This is a genomic window from Desulfoluna sp. CLI2B, assembly GCF_056847375.1.
In genome coordinates this window covers 6,168,171-6,188,135 of the sequence record NZ_CP186557.1, presented here as the reverse complement: position 1 = coordinate 6,188,135, position 19,965 = coordinate 6,168,171, and the positions used below count along the sequence as shown (strand labels likewise).

The 19,965-nt window shown below is 58.6% G+C and carries 18 protein-coding genes, 1 tRNA gene and 1 pseudogene; 8 read left to right on the top strand and 12 right to left on the bottom strand.

The features are described 5' to 3' along the window. The first annotated feature begins 147 nt into the window (after positions 1-147). From ACOYW2_RS28645 to ACOYW2_RS28635, 3 genes are all read left to right on the top strand, one after another. On the top strand, positions 148-522 hold the full coding sequence (locus tag ACOYW2_RS28645) for a rhodanese-like domain-containing protein (protein ID WP_482414583.1): 375 nt from the start codon (positions 148-150) through the stop codon (positions 520-522). 19 nt (positions 523-541) lie between these two features. Further along, entirely contained in the window at positions 542-1,291 is a 750-nt protein-coding gene (locus ACOYW2_RS28640; protein WP_482768812.1) for a sulfite exporter TauE/SafE family protein, read from the top strand. A 188-nt stretch (positions 1,292-1,479) separates the two neighbouring features. Beyond that, complete coding sequence (locus ACOYW2_RS28635; RefSeq protein ID WP_482768811.1) at positions 1,480-2,196, top strand: lysophospholipid acyltransferase family protein; 717 nt, start codon at positions 1,480-1,482, stop codon at positions 2,194-2,196. Positions 2,197-2,626: 430 nt separating this feature from the next. Here ACOYW2_RS28635 and ACOYW2_RS28630 read toward each other — a convergent pair whose 3' ends face one another. The 8 genes from ACOYW2_RS28630 to ACOYW2_RS28595 all read right to left on the bottom strand — a co-directional run bounded on the left by ACOYW2_RS28630 (position 2,627) and on the right by ACOYW2_RS28595 (position 10,151). After that, positions 2,627-3,529 carry a patatin-like phospholipase family protein gene (locus ACOYW2_RS28630; RefSeq protein WP_482768810.1) on the bottom strand — a complete coding sequence of 301 codons (903 nt, stop codon included), beginning with the start codon at positions 3,527-3,529 and terminating at the stop codon, positions 2,627-2,629. Beyond that, positions 3,526-4,101 (bottom strand): MerR family transcriptional regulator, encoded by a 576-nt coding sequence (locus tag ACOYW2_RS28625; protein ID WP_482768809.1) that lies wholly within the window; start codon positions 4,099-4,101, stop codon positions 3,526-3,528. The genes ACOYW2_RS28630 and ACOYW2_RS28625 overlap by 4 nt, the downstream gene beginning before the upstream one ends. Before the next feature lie 553 nt (positions 4,102-4,654). Continuing rightward, positions 4,655-4,840 (bottom strand): MerR family transcriptional regulator, encoded by a 186-nt coding sequence (locus ACOYW2_RS28620; RefSeq protein ID WP_180137313.1) that lies wholly within the window; start codon positions 4,838-4,840, stop codon positions 4,655-4,657. A gap of 84 nt (positions 4,841-4,924) precedes the next feature. Then, positions 4,925-5,413, bottom strand: a complete 489-nt coding sequence (locus ACOYW2_RS28615) for a GNAT family N-acetyltransferase (RefSeq protein ID WP_482768808.1) — start codon at positions 5,411-5,413, stop codon at positions 4,925-4,927. A 546-nt stretch (positions 5,414-5,959) separates the two neighbouring features. Further along, on the bottom strand, positions 5,960-7,549 hold the full coding sequence (locus ACOYW2_RS28610) for a S8 family peptidase (RefSeq protein WP_482768807.1): 1,590 nt from the start codon (positions 7,547-7,549) through the stop codon (positions 5,960-5,962). A 235-nt stretch (positions 7,550-7,784) separates the two neighbouring features. After that, entirely contained in the window at positions 7,785-8,375 is a 591-nt protein-coding gene (locus ACOYW2_RS28605; protein ID WP_482768806.1) for a hypothetical protein, read from the bottom strand. After that, complete coding sequence (locus ACOYW2_RS28600; RefSeq protein WP_482768805.1) at positions 8,258-9,559, bottom strand: AMP-binding protein; 1,302 nt, start codon at positions 9,557-9,559, stop codon at positions 8,258-8,260. The genes ACOYW2_RS28605 and ACOYW2_RS28600 overlap by 118 nt, the downstream gene beginning before the upstream one ends. A 25-nt stretch (positions 9,560-9,584) precedes the next feature. Then, positions 9,585-10,151: a hypothetical protein gene (locus ACOYW2_RS28595; RefSeq protein ID WP_482414575.1), complete on the bottom strand. Its 567-nt coding sequence runs from the start codon at positions 10,149-10,151 to the stop codon at positions 9,585-9,587. Positions 10,152-10,379: 228 nt separating this feature from the next. Between ACOYW2_RS28595 and ACOYW2_RS28590 the strand changes: the two genes are divergently transcribed. Further along, positions 10,380-10,456: transfer RNA gene (locus tag ACOYW2_RS28590), tRNA-Pro, on the top strand. 108 nt (positions 10,457-10,564) lie between these two features. Here the strand turns inward: ACOYW2_RS28590 and ACOYW2_RS28585 are convergent. Then, positions 10,565-11,044, bottom strand: a complete 480-nt coding sequence (locus ACOYW2_RS28585) for a hypothetical protein (RefSeq protein ID WP_482768804.1) — start codon at positions 11,042-11,044, stop codon at positions 10,565-10,567. Positions 11,045-11,650: 606 nt separating this feature from the next. Between ACOYW2_RS28585 and ACOYW2_RS28580 the strand changes: the two genes are divergently transcribed. Continuing rightward, a complete protein-coding gene (locus tag ACOYW2_RS28580; protein ID WP_482421010.1) occupies positions 11,651-12,274 on the top strand; it encodes a DUF1326 domain-containing protein in 624 nt (207 codons plus the stop codon). 323 nt (positions 12,275-12,597) lie between these two features. Here the strand turns inward: ACOYW2_RS28580 and ACOYW2_RS28575 are convergent, their stop codons facing one another. The 3 genes and pseudogenes from ACOYW2_RS28575 to ACOYW2_RS28565 all read right to left on the bottom strand — a co-directional run. Next, entirely contained in the window at positions 12,598-13,110 is a 513-nt protein-coding gene (locus tag ACOYW2_RS28575) for a hypothetical protein (RefSeq protein WP_482768803.1), read from the bottom strand. Continuing rightward, on the bottom strand, positions 13,103-13,684 hold the full coding sequence (locus ACOYW2_RS28570; RefSeq protein ID WP_482768802.1) for a phytoene desaturase family protein: 582 nt from the start codon (positions 13,682-13,684) through the stop codon (positions 13,103-13,105). The genes ACOYW2_RS28575 and ACOYW2_RS28570 overlap by 8 nt, the downstream gene beginning before the upstream one ends. Beyond that, a pseudogene (locus tag ACOYW2_RS28565) lies at positions 13,681-14,022 on the bottom strand (hypothetical protein); the annotation flags it as partial. The gene ACOYW2_RS28570 and the pseudogene ACOYW2_RS28565, both read right to left, overlap by 4 nt. A 547-nt stretch (positions 14,023-14,569) precedes the next feature. On the opposite strand from ACOYW2_RS28565, the gene ACOYW2_RS28560 reads away from it, so the two are divergent. From ACOYW2_RS28560 to ACOYW2_RS28550, 3 genes are all read left to right on the top strand, one after another. Beyond that, complete coding sequence (locus ACOYW2_RS28560) at positions 14,570-15,748, top strand: patatin-like phospholipase family protein (RefSeq protein ID WP_482768801.1); 1,179 nt, start codon at positions 14,570-14,572, stop codon at positions 15,746-15,748. A gap of 244 nt (positions 15,749-15,992) precedes the next feature. Further along, complete coding sequence (locus ACOYW2_RS28555) at positions 15,993-17,909, top strand: sigma 54-interacting transcriptional regulator (protein WP_482768800.1); 1,917 nt, start codon at positions 15,993-15,995, stop codon at positions 17,907-17,909. Positions 17,910-18,398: 489 nt separating this feature from the next. Beyond that, positions 18,399-19,691, top strand: a complete 1,293-nt coding sequence (locus tag ACOYW2_RS28550; RefSeq protein ID WP_482421003.1) for an L-cysteine desulfidase family protein — start codon at positions 18,399-18,401, stop codon at positions 19,689-19,691. Positions 19,692-19,965 lie beyond the last annotated feature (274 nt).

Sequence of the window (19,965 nt, the reverse complement as noted above, 5' to 3'; positions counted from 1 at the left end):
CCGGCCATGGAACCACAATGCCACCCTGGAAAACCATGGCGACGCCACTCCAGAGTTGACACAGGGCGCAAGGGGAGTATATTTCTACTTGGCAATATGGGAATATAAAGATATATCCATCCCGACTCATTACGCAAAGGAGTAAAAATGAACGCATTGGACCAGGTTATCACCGAAATGGACTTTGATTTTCTCGGCTCAGGAGAGCACGCCATGAGCGTGGCAGGGGCCCGGAAGGCTCTCGGCAACGATCACTTTGTCTTCCTCGACATCCGCACAGACCGAGAGATCGCCTACACCGCTTTCCCCTTTGCCGTTCACATCCCCCTGCATGAGCTGCCCAACCGTCTGGACGAGCTGCCCCGGGACAAATGCATCATTGCCTTCTGCTCTTCGATCTTCCGCGGGGCTGTGGCCTACACCTACCTGTCGGCCAAGGGATTTGACGAGGTCAAGGGCCTCACCGCACCCATGGAGGATCTGGTCACCATCTTCAAACCCGGCCCTTTGGCCACCCTGTAAGCCATCCCGGAGACGTCCCATGGATCACCTCACACTCACCGTCGCCCTCCTCTCCTTTGGCCTGAGTTTCCTCTTTGCCCTGGGGGGCGTCGGGTCGGCCCTGGTCCTCATCCCCACCCTCACCTGGCTGGGAATCCCCTTTGCCCAGGTACGGCCCACGGCCCTGTTCGTCAACACCGTGAGTATGCTCGGGGCCACGGTCTCCAATATCCGGGAAAAACGACTGGACATCAGGCTGGGTGTCCCCATCATCGCGGCATCCGTTCTCCTGGCTCCGATGGGGGCCTGGGTCAGCCACCGCGTTCCCACCCGGGCGGTCCTCTTCGCCTTTATCGGGTTCCTCGCCTTTTCCGGGTCCATGATGCTCTTTTTCAAAGGGGCGAAGTATGCAAACCAGTACAGGGAGGACCGACCGGTTGTGGGCCCCATGCTTGTGGGAGCAATCGCGGGATTCTTCTCCGGCCTTCTGGGGGTGGGCGGCGGCGGGCTCATTTCGCCACTGATGATCGTCCAGGGCTTCAACCCGAAACGGGTCGCAGCGGTGACGGCCTTTGCCGTGCCCTTCTCCTCGTTTTCCGCTTTTCTTGCCTACGCGGCCCTGGGGTCGGTCTCCCCGCGTCTCCTGGCCATTGCAGGGCTCGCTGCCTGGGCGGGCGGGTACATGGGGACCCGGGTGATGCAGCAAAACATGAAAGCCTCTTCCGTAAAAAAATGCCTGGGTATGGTGCTTCTCCTCCTGGCGGTGAAGCTCTCCATGAAACTCTGGTAAACACCATCGCTTAGGCACGCCCGCGACCCATGGCCGTTAAAATGCGATTTGCTTTCTACCCCGAATTAAGATAAATCTTGTCTTAATCCCGTGTGTTCATTTCCTTGGATATTCCCCTTTGTGTCTCAGGCAGGGGCACACCTTTCCTCGCCTGTTCTGCATCGTCCGCTATGGATGAGTCCCCACGCATGGCCGGTGATTCAACGCCTTCAACCGTCGAGGTGATCATGGCGATCAAGATCAACAGGATGCTCTCGTCCAGATTTTCCCAGTGGCTTCTTTACAAATTCATCCGAATGTACTCCCTGAGTTTCAGGCTTGAGGTCCAAAACGAGGATGCCTGGCTCGATGCCTACCTGAACAAAGACAAGCGTATCCTCCTGTGCGTCCATCACCAGCAGTTTTTCGCAGCCATCCGGTATTTCCAAAAGTACAGGGAGTACTGCCCCGGCCTGATGATCAGCCAGAGCAAAGACGGGGAGCTCATCGCGGCCGTGGCCAACCGGACCGGCTGGACCACGGTGCGGGGATCGTCATCAAAGGGGGGAGGAGACGCCCTGAAGGGAATGATCGACCACCTGGGCACCCACAGACTCGCCGCCCACATCATCGACGGCCCCCGGGGCCCCTTCGGAAAAGTCAAACCCGGTGCCATCCGCCTTGCCCATGGGCAAGAGACGGTCATTGTGCCCTTCTACATCCAGGCAGACCGCGCCTGGTATGCCAAGAGCTGGGACAGGTTCCTGCTGCCCAAGCCCTTTTCCAAAGTCATCCTGCGGTTCGGCGAGGAACTGACCTTCCCGGAAACTGACAGCGAAGGCGTCTTTGAAGACCACCGACTGGCCCTGGAAGGCGTCATGTTCTCAGACAACGAGCGCCTGAAGCGAGAATGCCTGGCGGCTTGATGGGAAAACGCCTCCGGCGTCCCTGCCGGGGGTCAAAGGTTTGACAATTTTATGGACTGGGTTTGACAAACAGGTTTTAAAAAGTCGGAACGACCCAACGCAATCTACCTCTGGCTGTCAGAATAACCTGAACAGTTTATTCTGTGGCATCCTGTAGGGTGTGCTTGCGCACCATATTGTTAGAAAGCCGACGTCTTTTGAAATTTCTATGCTGCGTGAAGGTCACCCTACATGGGTTTTCATGACCGTTACGGTTCTTCGGCGGTGCGCAAGCGCACCCTACCTCACATCATACACCGTAGAGCACATTTGCAACCGGCTTTCGAGGTGGCACACCTCGCTGCCGGAGTTGTTCCGGTTTAAGCCAGTGCCCCACCTGGCCGCCGGAGGCATCCTTTTTGTCTATCTGATGTTTACACCCACGTAGGCATTACGCCAGCAGCTCACTGAAGCATCTCTCGGCCCGCCGGTACCCCAGTTCAATCATCTCCGCCGCCCGGTACACCTCCAGGGTGCCGCAGGCGTTTTTAGGAATCACCACCAGCCTGTCCGGCGGATACGCGGCCAGTTTCTGCCGCGCGATGGTGCCCTGCATGGCGTCAAAGGCCTGGTGGGCGATGTCGTAAACGCCCCAGTCCCGGCCCGCACTATCCTTTCCATTGTTCTTGAACCGGTGGATAAACCGATTGATCTTACGACGGATTGTCGGGGACTCCTCCGCAGCCTGCACCGGGTCCGTCTCCTCGTGTTGGTGCTCCTCTGCCGGCCCCCCTAAATTAACGGCCAGGGTGATGTCGGTTGAATCTCCGAAGGTGGGGGCGATGGGCACGGGATTCAGGACGCCGCCGTCGATGAGTTCCACCCCGTTCAGGTGAACCGGCGTCAGGAAAAAGGGGATGGAACACGAGGCCCGAATGGCGTCAAACAGGCTCCCGGAGGTTAGCCACACCTCCTTTTCGTTCAACATGTCCGTGGCCACGGCCGTAAAGGGAATGGGCAGGTCCTCGATGCACTGATCGCCCACCAGCCCCACCAGGGTGCTCATCACCTTGTCCCCCTTGACCAGGCCGCTCTTTCCCCAGGAGAGGTCCATGAGCGCCACCAGGTCCATGCGCGTAATGGAGCGCACCCAGGTCTCAAACTCGTCCAGGTGCCCCGCAGCATAAATGCCGCCCACCATGGCTCCCACAGAACACCCAGAGATGGAGGCGATGTGAAACCCGTGTTCCTCCAGCCAGTGGATAACCCCGATGTGAGCCAGCCCTCGTGCCCCCCCGCTCCCCAGCACAAGGGAGACCGTTTTTCCCCTTTTGTTGTTTGTGTTGCCACTCATGCGTTGTCCCCTTCCGGCCCTCGGGCCTGTGTGCCCTCGTTGCAATGCTCGCGCGACCATGCCTGTATCTTTTCCGCCTCCTCCCGGGGGATGCCCAGGGAGAGAAGAAACTCCAGATGAGCCATGGGGGCCCGCGCCTCGAACTCGGCATGCCACACCGTCATGGCCGCCTCGTCCATGCCCGCGGCCTCCAGCATGGCCACCCACATCTGCTTGTCCACCACAGGGGTGGGCGCATCCCCGGTCATGGCCTTGAGCATCCCGATGACGGCATGCTGCCGGTGCCTGAGGGAGAGAATTTCCGCCTCCAGCTCCCTGGCATGCTTTTCCAGGATCTTCACGGCTGGGGCCTGGCCGCTGTCCAGAATCGCCTGCACATCGGACAGGGCCATGCCCGCCCCCCGAAACATGGTGATCCTTGCCAGGCGGTCGTACTCTGCCCCGGTGTACACCCGGTATCCGGCCGGGGTGCGCTCAGGAGCCCGCAGCAACCCGATGCGGTCGTAGTAAAGCAGGGTACTCCGGGACAATCCGAAGGCCCGGCCCAGCTGAGAAATCGTGTAGGTTTTCACGGTCCATCTCCCGGATGAATAACGAAAAAATGCCTTCTATGGCTAAAGTCGGTTCACAAAGCGTGCCTCCGGCGGCCCTGCCGGGGGCCAAACTTTTGAAAAGTTTGACAAACAGGTTTTGCTTGGGTTTCACGAAAATCTTCGCGGAAGCTCTTCCCCTGAGGAACGAAGGGGAATGGCTTTCGCAACCAGGGGGCCAGGGGTGGCGAAGCCACTTAGGCTAAAAACCCCCTGGCCGCCGGAAGCAGGCTTTTCCATGCACTTTAGCCATAGAAGGCAGTGCGTTTAAATCAACAATGAGCAAGTAGCGACAACGTATCCTGTGCCGTCGAAGCTTGTGAGCCAGCCCGCATAAACCATCAGCGTTTGTGTCGGGCGCAGCCCGAGCCGAAGGCCCTTGCACGTTGCCCTGAGGAACGAAGGGCAACGTGCAAGGGCAATAAGCTTTCGAGGTGTTTTCGCAACAGTGGCTTCGCCACCCTCGCCGCCGGAGGCATGCTTTTTCCACTCACGTTAACCATAGAAGGCGTACTTGTTTTTCCTGGTTTAGTCCTTAACTGCAGCGTTTCCGCACATCGGCGATCTCTGCCTCGGACATCCCCAGCCACGCGAGGAACTGGTCGTGGACCTCGGGATGGCGGGTTTCAAACACCTTGTGCCATGCCATCATCTGCTCCTCGGACAACCCGATCTCCTGAAACATGGCCACCCACTGCTCTTTGCTGACGTTTTTTTCCATGATTTTTCTCCTTACCGTTCATGTGTTTTTGAATGCGTCACGGCCATGACAGAAAAGGGTATAGACTGTGAAGCCATAAACGGGTCAACCGGAAAATGCTTTGAGCATCCAGACATCGCAGCCACCGTGGATGGTGCCTTCAAGGGGGGCACCGAGGTGCTCGAAGCCAAGGGTTTCGTAAAGGGAAATGGCCGCAGTCATGGCGGCCAGGGTGTCCAGGTAGCAGCGTCGGTAGCCTGCGGACTCGGCAAAGGCAAGGCAGCGTTCGGCAAGGGTCCTGCCAGCGCCCAGGCCCCGGGTCTCGGGAAGGAGAAAGAGCTTGCGCAGCTCGCAGGTCTCCCGGCTTCCCTGGAACGGGGCAACGCCGCACCCTCCCACCACCCGGTCCCCCACCCGCGCAACAAGATAAAGGCTCCCGTCCTGCGGGGCGTAGTGGCGGCTCATGGCGCTCACTTCCGGGTCCGAAGGGCCGAAGCCCTCCCCCACGGCCCCGAACTCGGCGCCGGTTTGTCTGATGATCTCACAGATGGCACCGTCCCACTCAGGACGGATCTCTTCGATGGTATATGACATGATGCTTCCCACTCCATGACGGCGTCACTGCTGCGAGTTGCAGAAACGCAAATTGCGTAAAAAAGGCCCGAAAAGGCCGCCTCTCTCTTTCTTGAGATAGCGCCTTACGGGCCACACGTCCACCCATTCGCATCATGTATTCGGAATACCCCCACGCCTTTTGCCATGTCCATGTTGCGTGAAGCTCACCCGGGCATGGGCTTTCACGCCCGTTTCGATTTCTCGGCGGTGCGCAAGCGCACCCTACTCTTGAATCAAGCCCCTTCGGGATTACCGTGGCCTGTAGGGTGCGGCTCCCGCACCGATTTGCGTGACGCGAACCGCCAACGCGCATCGTACGGTAAACGGTGCGCACGGCGTACCCTACGCTTGACTCGAGCCCCTTCGGGGTTGCCGCGGCCTGTAGGGTGCGGCCCCCGCACCGACTTACGTGACGCGAACCGCCAACGCGCATCGTACGGTAAACGGTTCGCACGGCGTACCCTGCGCTTGAATCCAGCCCCTTCGGGGTTGCCGTGGACTGTAGGGTACGACGCCCGTAACGATTTACCCTCCGATAAGGGCCAGGTTGCTGGTCAACGCGCTCACGTCCAGGGTGTAGGCCCCCGATCCTTTGCGGGCGTCCACCCGGATGGTGTAGGTGCCGGTGACGGCGGGTGAAAAGGTCACGGTCTCCTGCCTGCTTGACCACTTGGCGGACGAGGCCACTTCGGTGCCGTCGGGGTCCAGGAGGCTCAGGTTGTAGTCGTGGCTGGGAAACACCAGCAGGATGGGATGCCAGGCCTCGATGATCAGGGTCACGGCGATGGGCTGAGAGGTATCATAGACATCAAAGGTCCACTCGTCCCGTTTGTCCGTGCCCGAGGCAAACCAATTCCTTCCGCTCAGGGTATCGGTGACGCCGAGGTGGTAAGGGGCGCCTTCAAGGGGCGGGGCAGGGTAGCCGTCCATGGTCTTGCTGATGGTCTGAAGGCCGTCCAGGCGTCCTGCGCCCACCTCATTGTCTTTCCCGGCCGGTCCCCAGAGCTGGGCGTTGGCCGCCAGCACCGCCTTCATCCCTTGCGGGGTCAGGGCCGGATCCCCCTGAAGGAGCAGGGCCGCTGTTCCCGCCACAAAGGGAGTGGCCATGCTGGTGCCGCTGTGGGCGATATACCCTGCCGGAGAGTTGGCCAGGGGGGCCATGATATTCACCCCGGGAGCGGCGATATCCGGCTTGACGCGCTGGTCCGCCGTGGGCCCCCGGCTGGAAAAGTCCGCCAGGAAAAAGCCGCCCTCACCCGGATCGCCCATGGCCCCCACGGTGATCACCTCTTCGGCTGCACCCGGTGACCCGATGGTGGCAGAAGCCGGCCCGCTGTTGCCGGCGGCCACCACGGTGACAAGCCCTGCGGATACGGCGGCGTTTGCGGCAAGGCAGGTGGCGTCGGTGCCGTCGGAGCTCCCTGTGCTTCCCAGGCTCAGGCTGATGATACCGATGCCCAGCTCCTGTTTCCGCTCAATGCACCACTCAATCCCGGCAATGACCGTACTCATGCTGCCGCTGCCGCGGCTGTCCAGCACCTTGACGCCCACCAGCTCTGCTGCCGGGGCAATCCCTGTGTTGGCCCCGTTTTCATCGCCTGCCCCTGCGATGATACCCGCGCAATGGGTGCCGTGGCCGTTGTCGTCGTAGGCGGGGGCCCCGGTGTCGTCCCCCACCAGGTCGCAGAAGGCTGTCACGCGATCGCCAAAGGCGGCGTGCCCTGCGTCGATCCCCGTATCGATCACCGCCACGGTGACGCCCTGGCCATCCAGGCCGTACATCTGCCGGGCGGCGGTGACCCCGCTCCACTGGGCTGCCGTATCCATAAACGCATGGACCGGCGCGTCGTACTCAATGCGAGCCACAGAGGCGAGCCCTGAAAGGGCTTGGATATCCACACGGCTCACATCCAGGACCAGGGCCGGAATGCGGGTGTAGCGATACCGGGGCACAGTGCCGCCAACGGCATCCAGAAGAACGTCCTGGGCACGGGACAACGCCGCCGTATCCAGGTCCCCGGCCATGGCCCTCAGGCCGGGGGTTTCCTTCAGGACCACGATGACGGGCAGCACCTCATGGCCAGCCAGGGTCTCCAGCCTCCCCCGAAGCTCCAAAGTAAGCGGGCCTCCCGCTGCAAAAGACGAAGCAACTGCACCCAAACCGCACAGAACAAACAGCACAAACGATACAATCTGCAAAGCCGAACGATGTCTCATACACAAACCTCCGTGTCGTGGTCCCGTCATCCGACGAGGGATGGGGGAGGGTTCATATGAAATGTCGGTATTCAGCACATGGCAATCTATTTCGTCTGGTGCCGACGGCAATCCCCGTTGATCGGATAAGGTATCAAAACCGCACCGCACCTCCCTGGATATCGTCGTAAAGGTCCCGGGTCAGGGGGCGGTACCCCTCACCCGGATAGTAGAAGTAGAGGGGGTCGTCGATACGGTGGGGGGCAAACCCCTCTTTTCTCAGGGAGACCTTCTGCTGCTTGAAGGAGACGCTCACATCGCACTGCTCCCGAAGCCTCAAGAACCAGGGCCGGGCATAGGCAGGCAGGTTCTCGGCCACGTAGGCGCTCAAGGCCGCAAAATCGATCTCGCAGCCGGGAAGCAGGGTAAGGGCTGCCATTCCGGCCCGGCCCTCGGCACCCTTCACCTCCACCCCGTAGACATTGGCATCTTCGATATTCCCAAACCGAAAGAGAAGGTCACCCACCTCGTTGGTGGAGACCACCTCCCCCTTCCACTTAAAGGTATCCCCCAGGCGGTCCACGAAGGAGACGTAACTCTTTTCATGGAGCTTCATCAGGTCCCCGCTCAAAAAATAGCGGTCCCCGGGGGCAAAGACATTGCTGAGGATCTTCTCGTCTGTGGCGGCTTTGTTGTTTTTGTACCCGGAAAACCGGTTGAGGCCATTGATCTTCGGCAGGAACATCCCGGTCTCTCCCACCATGCATTTCTGGGCAAACCCGTTGGCGTCCAGGTAGATCTCCCCGGTCTCCACATCACAGCGGGCCAGCTCCCCCATGCGCACCACCCCGGCAAAGGAGAGCTGGCCCTGGTGAAGATGCCTTTTCGGTTCACAAGGCCTCCCACCCCTTCGGTGGCACCGTAGACCTCCAAGACCTTCTCGATGCCAAAGCGCTCCTGAAACGCCTCCCAGTACTCTGCCCGCATGCCGTTGCCCAGAATCACGCGCAGGGGGTTCTCCTTGTCGTCGTCCCGGGGCGGCTGGTTGTAAAGGTAGCGGCACAGCTCCCCCACGTAGATAAAATGGGATGCATTGAACCGCCTTACGTCGTCCCAGAACCGGCGGGCGGAGAACTTGCGGGCCAGGGCCAGGGTTCCGCCCCACATCAGGGAGTGGGGCCAGGCAATGTTGATGCCGCTGTTGTGGTAGAGGGGCAGGCAGAGGTACTGCACATCCCCGGGGACGACGTTCATGGCAAATCCCCCCGCCGCGTACCCCATCTGAAACCACTTGCGGTGGGTAAGCACCGTGGCCTTGGGCATACCCGTAGTGCCGGAGGTGTAGATGTACTCCAGGGTGTCCGCAGCTACCACCGGCCATGGGGGCTCGGGGTTGGCCCCGGGCTGCTCGGCGAGCAGGGGCGCAAGGTCCTCCATGCCGGGAGGGGTGGCCACATCCTGCCCCTCTTTCTCTACAAACACGGGGCCTGAAAGCGACACCTCCTCGGCAACAGCATCAAAGGCCTCTGCCAGTTCGATGCCCACAATCACCGCCTTGGCCTCCACGATCTCCAGGGCATGGGCCAGGACCCGCCCCCGGATGTTCGTGTTGACAAGGGCGGGTACCACCCCGACCTTGGCCAGGCCCGCGTGGATGACAAGATACTCCGGCCGGTTCCCCATGAGCAGGGCCACGGTGTCTCCTTTGGCAAAGCCCCGGGAGAGAAACAGCCGGGCATATCGGTTGGCCAGTTCATTGGCCTGTCCGTAGGTCATCACCCGGTCTTCAAAGCAGATCAGGGCCTGGTGGGGACGTTTTTTCGCCTGACGCTCCAGAACCGCCCCCACGTTTTTTCGGCTTGAAGGCGAAAGGAAAAAGGGCCCCAGGGCCCCTTTGACCATGGACACACATTGCTTAACCTGACTCATAACGTTCCTTCATCTGCTGCGTGATTTATGTTTCTGAGACGGGCGGCGTCTCGTCGTCTTCACTTTCGCGGGTCTCCTGGATGTTCTGGGTGGCGGATCGGATGATCTGGGGCACCAGGCGCTCGCTGAACCCGGCCACAAAGGACCAGAAGAGAAGCTTGGCGATGTCCGGCCCGCTTTGCGGAAAGGTAGAGTTCAGCCACAGGGCAAAGCTGCCCACCAGGTCGTCGTGGTTGATGGCGCTGTGGGTGTATCGGGGAAACATGGAGCCTTCCAGTATCCCGGAGAGAAACAGGATCATGAGTACCAGGGCGAACACGCCCCCGTTGATGGGGATCAGGAGGATGGAAAACCAGGAGTTGGACAGCTCCCGCAGCTCATCGAGGCCCAGGGATGGCAACCGCTGCTGGATACTGACAAAACCGCCGATAAGCCCTGCCATGAACACGTAGCTCACCAGGTATGTCCGCTTGGCCTCCGACGGGTTGACCGCATAAAAAAAGATGGCCAGAAAGACCAGGCACCCCGCCGTCACCACCACCAGCTTCCGGGTCACCGACTGCAGACATTTTTGCCGTTGCACTTCGCTCATGGCCCCCTCCCACATGGAAAACCATCCGGATTCGTTTATCTCAAAGCAGGCGCGGCCCCTTTGGCCCGCTGTCCGGCACCGGGCACGCCCTTAAAAACCGCAAGACCACAATCGTCAATCACCATAACAACAATAATCTTTGTTTACCATTGTGTTGTAAAAGAACCCTGCCCCCCTTTTCCCTTGACACCACGCCGGGCAAGGGCGTATAACCCGATCTGTTTTTGGCGGGGCGTAGCGCAGCCTGGTAGCGCACTTGACTGGGGGTCAAGGGGTCGGAAGTTCGAATCTTCTCGCCCCGACCAAAACAACAGCTTAAAAAACAAAAGGATCTGATCGACACCGATCAGATCCTTTTTTTGTTTGTACGAGCGTAACGCGTCGGTTATGCCCCAGACGAGCAACCTGCCCAGCTATCCCTGATTACGGGCCCTTGAGACAAATCTCATGGCTTCAAGCTCTTTGTAGAGTTCCTTTTTAAATTTGGACTTCGACCCTTTCAGGGTCAGGACACCCATGATCTTGTGGTCGCTCAGACGGGTGAATTTCACGGTCCCGTGGGAATCCTTCAGCATGGTCTCCACCAGGTACTCGGCGTCCACGGCATCGGAGACGATGTACCTTTCGATACGAACCGTCTTCATCTCTTTGCGGTCCAGGCCGGTTCGGGGGAACCCTGCGCCTTTTCGCTCTTCAACGGTCTTGGTCCCGCGCGGAGGAGCCACGAGGTTCAACCCGGCGCCCAGCAGGTGGCTCTCGACTTTGGCGGCGAACTCCAGCTGGTTGATGTAGTTGTTAAACGGCATGACCACAAATCGCACGTTGTCACCGACACTGGGGATGTACTTGTAGACAGGCTTGGGCGGTTCGGGTGTCCGCCACGATTTGATCATTCCGCAACCGCTCAGCATAACAAGAAGAGACACTGCAATCGTCACCCTCATCAAAGGGTTCATCCGGGTCTTTGTGATGTGAAACATAGTCATTCCTTCAACTCCAATGGGTTCATACGGTCTTTTCAGAAACATCGATGAAACGTGCCGACGCCGGGGCGGCAACGCCTGCGGGCGGCGTCATGTGACCGGGACCTTGCGGGGCAAAGGGCCCGGATTCGGCAATCCCCTGAAATCAAGGGCGGCGGAACACGGTAAACAGTGTACTATCCTTATGGGGAGCCGCCCCTTTTGTCAGACTCAGCACGTGCCGACCTCGGACCCGGGCATCAAGCAGCCGGATTCGATGTTGATAACCACTGGGGCCTGGTGTATTTTTGATAGACGGCATGTGCGCTTTATGCCCCCTTTCGTATGACCCCGGTTCTGCCCCCGCCCTGTTGTTGTGTGGCCCCCTTCCGGCTTTGCACCCCCTTCGTCGCACCGCTTTTATCCCCTTTGCCTTCCCAGGCAACGGCAACGCGCCGTGACCGAAAAAACATGATTCCCGGACATCTTCCGCCCGGGAATCCGATATGTCTTTATCCGTACATAAGGAATGGAGTCATGAAACATCACATCATATTATGGGTGCTGGGCCTGTTTATCATGGGCATCACGGCGACCACGGTCCATGCCGAAGGGTGGGCCATCAAAGCCAACTATACGGAGAGTTGCAGCTGCAACCCCACCTGCCCCTGTCTGTTCGGCTCTCCGTCGACACGGGGCTACTGCGAGGGCAACAACCTCATTGAAATCAAGGAGGGTCACTACGGGGACGTCAACCTTGACGGCGTATCCGTGGTCACGGCCTTCAGCCTGGGCAAATGGCTGAGGGTGTATGTGGATGAGTCCGCCTCCATGGAGCAGGCCAAAGCCGTGGTCGAGCTCCTGAAGCTGGACCAGACCTTCGGTATCATCTACTCCGGCGGCTCGAAAATCCTCTCCGAGGAGAGGGCTCCCATCTCCGTGGAACGCACCGACACCAAAGTCACCTTTTCCGTGCCCGCCTCCAAGGTGGAGATCGAAAAGATGAAGGGCTTAAACGGCGAGCCCATCAGCATCAAAAACCTTCCCGTGCCCTTCATGGAGGACCACACCCAGTACAAAGCCGTCACCCTGACCCACAAAAGCAAAGGCAAAGAGTTCAAGCACACCGGTACCACAATTGATGCCTCGGGAACCTTGTAGTAAGGGCTATGCCCCAAAATAATAATACATAACGATATTTCGCCTCAAATGCGTTACGTCTCGACGCAACGATCAAAAAAAAAGGAGCGGCCTCCGGCGGCCCTGCCGGGGGCCAAACCCTTGGTCACCGAAATTTGCCATGGTACGCCCCACGTTTATTGTACGCGGCGTCGACGAGCTGCAACCTGTATTGCATGGGTATCAACGGCAGATCATCATGGATGGTTTACGTGACGCCGGTGCGGCCCGCATCCTATTCACAGAGGGTTAGCCTCCGAAGGTCACCTCGCTCCACATGGATTTGTTTCAGGGCTGCAGGTCCTTTAACAGGTCACAAACAGCGTCGTAGCCCGCCGTCTAAATGCCGTAGCTCCGGGCGTCCCCCAGGCGCTGGCCAGGTACAGGCCCTCAACAGGGCAGGTATTCTTCAGACGGCTGCCGCCGCTGTTGCCGAGGAGCTGGCTGTACCCGAGAAAAGCGCCCTGGGCATTGCCTGTAAACCGAAGATTCGTCAGGGGCGTTGCCGCCTCCTTCTCCCGAATCATGGCAGACAGCCCCGGGATGACCTGTTTTTCCGCCCGTTGTATCAACACGTCCCTGACATGATTTTTCCGTTTCTTGTAGGCAGAGGCCTGGGTGTGGTCCGTCCTGTACTCCACCTCAAAAGCCCGCCACGGCTCGTAGCTGCTGCGCGCAAAGATTGATACAATGCTGGTGCCGGGAGGCGCGTACCCTTGGTAGGCGTTGTTGTAAACGGTCACCCCGTAGGGCATTCGCTCAGGGTCGCAGGCATTGATGGCCTGAAGGTTTGCCGCATCGTCGCAGGAGTCAAACACAAAGGTCTCGTAAGCAGGGATATCCTGAACCACGTCCCGGTCTGAGCCCCAGCCAGATATTCACCATGGACATGGAGGGCTTCAGGGCTCCGAGCTTTTCCCGGTAATCCTGGGGGACCTTCCCCGCAGGCAGCAGCTTAAACATGGTCTCCGGAACGCAGGCATTGGAGATCACGGCTTTTGCCGCCTCTTTGCGTTTAGCCCCACCTGTTTGACACACCACACCGGAAACCTCCTCCCCCTCCATCAGGACATCCGTGACCTCGGCTCCGGTCACCACCTTTCCACCGTGTTCCCTGATCACATCCACAAAAGCGTTGGAAAAATCCTGGGAACGCCGTTTGTAATACCAGCTCCCGCAGGTGATCAGGCCGCCGGTGCTGAACAGGTAAAAGCTTGCCGGCAAGGTCTTCGGGGTTTTCCCGTAATACGAAATAAACCCTCCCAGCAATGTCTTGAGCCAGGGGTCTCCCGTGCATTCATCAAGGAATTCCGACAGGGATATCTTGCTTAAAGGATCTTTTTCCAGCCCAGCCATGCCCTCTTTCAAAAACGCCTGAAGCAGTTGCATCATCTTGCCGAAAAGGCCGATCTGGCATCATCGGGGAACCGGGCCACAAAGGACGCGATGATCTCTTTGACATAGTTCGTCGGGTCGTTGGGGAGCAGGTTTTTCGCCTCCTGCCTGGGATACGAAAGGTCCAGGCGCCCGGGGGTGACAAACCGGGCCAGTTCGGGCAGCAGCACAGGCTCGATCCTGTTTTTTACCCCGGAGGCTTCCAGCAAAAAATCCACGGGAGGGCCTGCGGCCACCGTGGCATGCAGCGAAACATCAAAGGTAAACGCCCCCCTTGAAAAGGTCGTGGCGTAGCCGCCGGGTTTGTCATACCTTTCAAAAACAGTCACGGGAAAGCCGTTTTGCGAGGCAGGCGCCCGCCATCAGGCCTCCGAGGCCAGCCCCAATTGTACAAAGTACAAACCTCTCTTTGTCCGGTACCTTGGATGCCAGCTCCGTTAATGTTGCCATAGCCATCTCCTTTGCACCGTGACGACCGTCCCTTCCTTCATTTCAGACAATGACGGGATGCAAAAACACGGGAAAGAACCGAGCCGGAACGTGCGTTCGGGTTATGAAGCCACAGGGGCACAGGCCCCGCCAGGGCCTCCGTTTAAAATATATTGAAAATTTGATATATTATACACCATCGGATTCCGGTATCGCAACGAAACGCAAGGGGACACAGTCGGGCCTCTTCACCTGCACGGGCACGCATGAGAAGTGCGCATTTCAGCCCTCTTTATTCAGCCACCACGCCTTTTCCCTGTCGACTTCATTCATAATCGCGGTTTCTCAAGACATATCCCGGAGAGAAAGATCACGACCCTGGGGGAAAGGGCACCCTTTGCCATCATGATGTGCCCGCCCCCGCACCACCAACCTTCTTTCAGGAGGCATGTCATGGACATGTTGACCATTGAAAACCTGGCATTCAGCGGTGGAGGCATCAAGGGACTGGCCTATATGGGGGCCATCCATGAGCTTCTGCAGAATTCGGACAAAATCGATATTTCCCAGGTCAAAAGGACCGCGGGAACATCCGCTGGTTCCATTCTCGCGGCGTTGTATGCCGTCTACAACGGCAACTACGACGCCATGAAAACCCTGATGGACGAAGACTTTTCCAAGTTTGAAGACTTTACCCCCTTCGGCAGGGAGGTGGAGGCGTTGATCGGCGATTTCAGGGGATGGGACTGGTACAAGTTCCTCCTCTTCCCCTGGGCCGTGGGCAAGGGAATCAAAACCATCGAGGACGCCTCGGCAGTTTACAAGGACCTGTTCAGTAAATTTGACGCCACCAAAACGGGAATCTGGGCAGGCAACGCCTTCAAGCAGTGGCTGGAAGATGCCATTGATGCGGCCCTTCAAGAGGCGGGCCTGAGCATCACCAGCAAAGAGCTGACCTTTGCGAAAATCCATGAAACAGACTACTTCAGAATCGATCCCTTTGTCATCGGGACCAACCTGAACTCCGGTTACCCGGTGGTCTTCTCGTATCAGGACACCCCCGACATCCTCCTGGCCGATGCGGTCCGGGTCTCCATGTCCATTCCCATCTTCTTCGAGCCCGTGGAGATGACCTTTCCCTTTGACGGGGGTCAGGCCAGGTGCCTTTTCGTGGACGGCGGGGTGGTCTGGAATTACCCCATTGAACTCTTCGATCAGGAGCAGTTCATGCCGGACTACAGGCCCGGCCCCTACGGCAACTTAGACGCCAACCCCGCCACCCTGGGGTTGAAGCTTGACAGCGACGCGGCCATCGCCATTCTTCAGGATCCGGGGAAAATGGCCACGGACGTGGGCCAGCCCCCACCGACCAACGGCCTTGAGTTTGCCGGGTACATGCTGAACGACCTGATGAACAGCCAGAATTTTGCCATGCTCCTCTTCTCCAGAAACGAGCAGAGGACCATCAACGTCAGCGGCTGCGGCATCCCCGCCACCGACTTCAAGCTCAGCAAAGCCGATGAGCAGAAACTGTTCAACAGCGGCGTGGCCGGGGTGCAGAACTTTATTGGCCGGGCTTTTGGAAAGAAAGGGACCCAGGCCGCGCAACCCGGAATGAAAAAAGCCAACTAACCCGGCAAAAGAGAGACACATACACACAGGGGCAGGCCCGTTATGGCTGAGACAGCCAAAAGGGCCTGCCCCTTTTTATTAAAAGCCATGACACAGAATCATGGCAACGCGCGGTGTGTTGCGACCTCAGGCGGCCCGGCCCCCTCGCCCGAATGAGAGCAAAAAAAGCACACCTGCCAGCCATGGTGTGGTACGTTTTTTCAACTCGTTTTTTGCCCTCAGAATGAAGATGGAGTCGTTATCCATGGAAACCCAGAAAATATTCGCCGTGATTGCCCAGAAAGTGGCGGAGGCCATTGAGGCGGTGGTCAACATTGATGTCACCGTCATGGACAGCAACATGGTGCGCATTGCCGGAACGGGCATCTACAAAGACCGCATCGGACTCAAGATTGAAGAGCAGACAGCCTTTGGCTACGCCCTGAAGACCGGTCGGCACTATGTGGTGGAGACCGCCCGCGAGAGCGAAATCTGCGCGGTGTGCGAAAGACGGGTGCGGTGCAGCGAAAAGGCCGAGGTGTGCATGCCCCTCAAACGGGGAGATGTGCCCATCGGGGTCATCGGGGTCATTGCCTTTACCGACGAGCAGCGGAACAAAATCGTCCGGAACAAGGCCCAGTACATCAACTTCATCCAGAAGATGGCCGAACTCCTGGAAGCCAAACTCTCGGAAGAGAGGATGTCCAGGGAGAACCAGCTCCTGGCCCTCCGGCTCAAGACCATCCTCAACACCATGCAGGAGGCCCTGGTGGTGTTCAACCGTTCCGGGGAGATCCTCTACAGGAACGACCCCCTGAACCAGCTCCTCACCGAATTGTCCATCTCCGATTCAGGGGGATTCCTGACGGGCCTGTGGGATGAACTGAAGGAGAAAGCCCTCAACCGGGAGGTGGTGGAGAACAGGAAAATCCGCGTGCGGTTCCACGGCCAGGTCACCACCCTGGTGGCCTCGGTCTACACCATGGACGCGGAGGGCAGCGAGTTCATCGTCAAGCTGCACGAGTTCATCCGCTTCGAAAAAAAGATGATCCGGTACACCCAGCAGAACCAGGTCAACGTGGACTTCGACAGCATCCTCACCGTGTCCGAAAGCCTCCTGGACACCAAGGCCACGGCAGCCAAAGCCGCCGAATCCGACTCCAACGTCCTCATCTACGGGGAGAGCGGCACCGGCAAGGAGCTCTTTGCCCGGGCCATCCACAACAGGAGCAAGAGGCGGGACAACGCCTTTATCGCCATCAACTGCGGGGCCATCCCCGACGAACTCCTGGAAAGCGAGCTCTTCGGCCACGAAAAAGGGGCCTTCACCGGCGCCATCAACACCCGCATCGGCAAATTCGAAGGGGCGGACGAAGGGACTCTCTTTTTAGACGAGATCAGCGAGATGCCCTACGCCCTCCAAGTGAAACTCCTCAGGGTACTCCAGGAAAAAGAGATCTGCCGGGTGGGCAGCAACGAGACCCGGAAAATAGACATCCGCATCATCGCAGCCACCAACGCCGACCTGAGGGAACGCATCGAAGAAAGCACCTTCCGGGAAGACCTCTACTACCGGCTCAACATCATCCCCATCCACATCCCCCCCTTAAGAGAACGGGTCCAGGACATCATCTACCTCTCCCAGTTCTATATCGGGCAGTACAACCTCCGGTTCGACAAGTCGGTGAAGCGGCTCTCCAGAAACGCGGAAGCGCTCTTCACGGCCCACGCCTGGCCCGGCAATGTCCGGGAGCTGCAGAACATCCTGGAGTACGCCGTCAACTTTGAAACGGGAGACGAAATCCACGAGGACCTCATCAAGCGACGGCTCGCAGGCGGCAACAACAGGCTGAAAGGTGCGGCCCCCGCAGCGGGCCTGCCCCTTGCCCACCCAGGCGCCACCCTCTCCTCGGACATGGACCGTGTGGAAAAAGAGCTGATCCAGAAAACCATCGACGCCCACAGCGATTTAAAACACAAAGAGATCGTCAAAAACGCCTGCAAAGACCTCAACATCAGCCGCACCACCCTTTACCGAAGGCTCCGCAAACACGCCATCACCATCCCCAGGGTCGAAAATGCGCCATCCCTTCGTTCCTCAGGGGCGTCACATGTGCTGACGGGCTCCGCCCGTGCGGAAGGCGAGGGCAAGGGGCACGAACCCGGCTCGCCCGAAGAGTGAGAAGATCAAACAGCAAACGCTGATTTACATGTTCAACATATCGGCAGGATCTCATTCGTTCCCAGGCTCTGCCTCCACCAGTGAAACCGCTCAGCACAGCGTGTGGCTGGGTAAGAGGTCTCTCGGCAAGTACCTCTTCTCATGCCGGCGGTCAGGGGCAGCGGGGGTGAACAGATCTATTTTTGTTTCAATACCGACACAGTTTCACATCTGACACAGATTTTTGTATCAGATGTGAAACTAACCTGTGTGTATCCTTCCTGTGGTGCCTGAACGTACGGCGTGCCGCCCCCCTTCACCACCCCTTGCAAATCCCTCTTTTTGACAAACACTTACCATTCCCCATCCCGTGCAAACCATCAAGAAACCAACGAGACCGTTTCGCTTTTTTCAAACATGGCATGCTCCTTGCCCTTAGTCATGGGACGAAAACAAAAAACCGTGAACGATCAAGTACGACACGTACGAACCATAGAAAGGAGTCAGACCATGGCCACCGATTATTCCGAGCTGGTTGGAATCTTAAAGCGGGAAGTTGTCCCGGCAACAGGGTGCACCGAGCCCATTGCCGTGGCATACGCAGCCTCTGTGGCGGGGGCTAAAATCAAGGACCTCTCCATGATCAAGTCCGTTGAGGTCTGCGTGGATGCCGCCCTGTTCAAAAACGGCCTTCGCGTAGGCATCCCGGGCATCAAAAAGCGCGGGCTGGAAATCGCCCGCCTCGCCGCTATCGCAACCCCCGACAAAGAATTGCGGGTCCTGGAGACCATCGCCCCGGAGCAAAACCAAAAGGCCGAAGCCCTGGTGGAAAAAGAGCTGATCTCCGTCTGCATCAAGGGAAATTGCAGCAGGCTCTTTGTGGAGATCTTTGTCACCCTCACCGACGGCAGGCAGATCAAGGTCATGGCCGTGGACCGCCACAACAACATCGTCAAGGTGGAAGAGGGGATCAACCTCTCCCATGAAGAGCCCGGCGCCGTGGACGAGCAGGCCCACAAAAAGCTGATCCAGGCATACGACCTCAAAGACCTTCTGGATTTTTCCAACACCGTGCCCCTGGATGAGATCCGTTTTCTCCAGGAAGGGGTGGACAAGAACATGATGCTGGCCAAAGAGGGGCTCTCCTATGAGGGAGGCATCGGCCAGGCATACAAGAAAATCGTGGAGGAAGGGATCCTGAACGACCAGATGGTCACCAAGGCGGAGATGCTCTGCGCAGCAGCCTCGGAAGCCCGCATGTCCGGTTCCACCCTGCCTGCCATGAGCAGCGCGGGAAGCGGCAACCACGGCATCACCGTGTTCCTGACCATTGCCGGGGTGGCCGAAGCCACCGAGGCCTCCCCGGAAGCCATGCTCCGGGCCCTGGCCTTCAGCAACCTCATCACCGTCTATATCAAGTCCTTTACCGGCACCCTGTCGGCCATGTGCGGATGCGGTGTGGCCGCAGGCATCGGGGCCTGTGCCGGGGTCTCTTACATGATGGGCGGCAGTGAAGCCCAGATCTTCAAGAGCATGCTCAACATGGTGGGCAGCATCACGGGCCTGATCTGCGACGGCGGTAAAGAGGGATGTGCCTACAAGCTGGCCCTTTCAGCCAGCTGGGCCGTCAAGGCAGCCCTTCTGGCCCAGAAAGGGGTCGCTGTCCATGAGGACAACGGCATCCTGGCCTTCAGCTTCCGCCAGCTCTTTGAAAACCTCGGCTACCTGTGCAACACAGGCCTGGCCGGTGCCAACAACTCCATCCTCGATATCATGGAAAGGCAGTACAAAAAGGTGGGGTAAATAAGGGAACCGGTGCCTGATAAAAACGGGGGAAAAGCAACCCGGCAAAGGGAGCTCTTCCCTCCCCGGTCACGGCGACCATCCATCCGGCCCGCGTTCCCTTTCACGCAACATAAAAACTATTTTTACCGGTCCCCGTTTTTTCACGGGACATGGCCGGAATCGCGCTATATGGTCACCCTGGCCAACGCAAAGCCCCCCGGCACCCCTGCCGGGGACCCCATATGCAAGGGAGTTGACAAACACGTGTAAAAAACGGAGGGCAGGCACACTT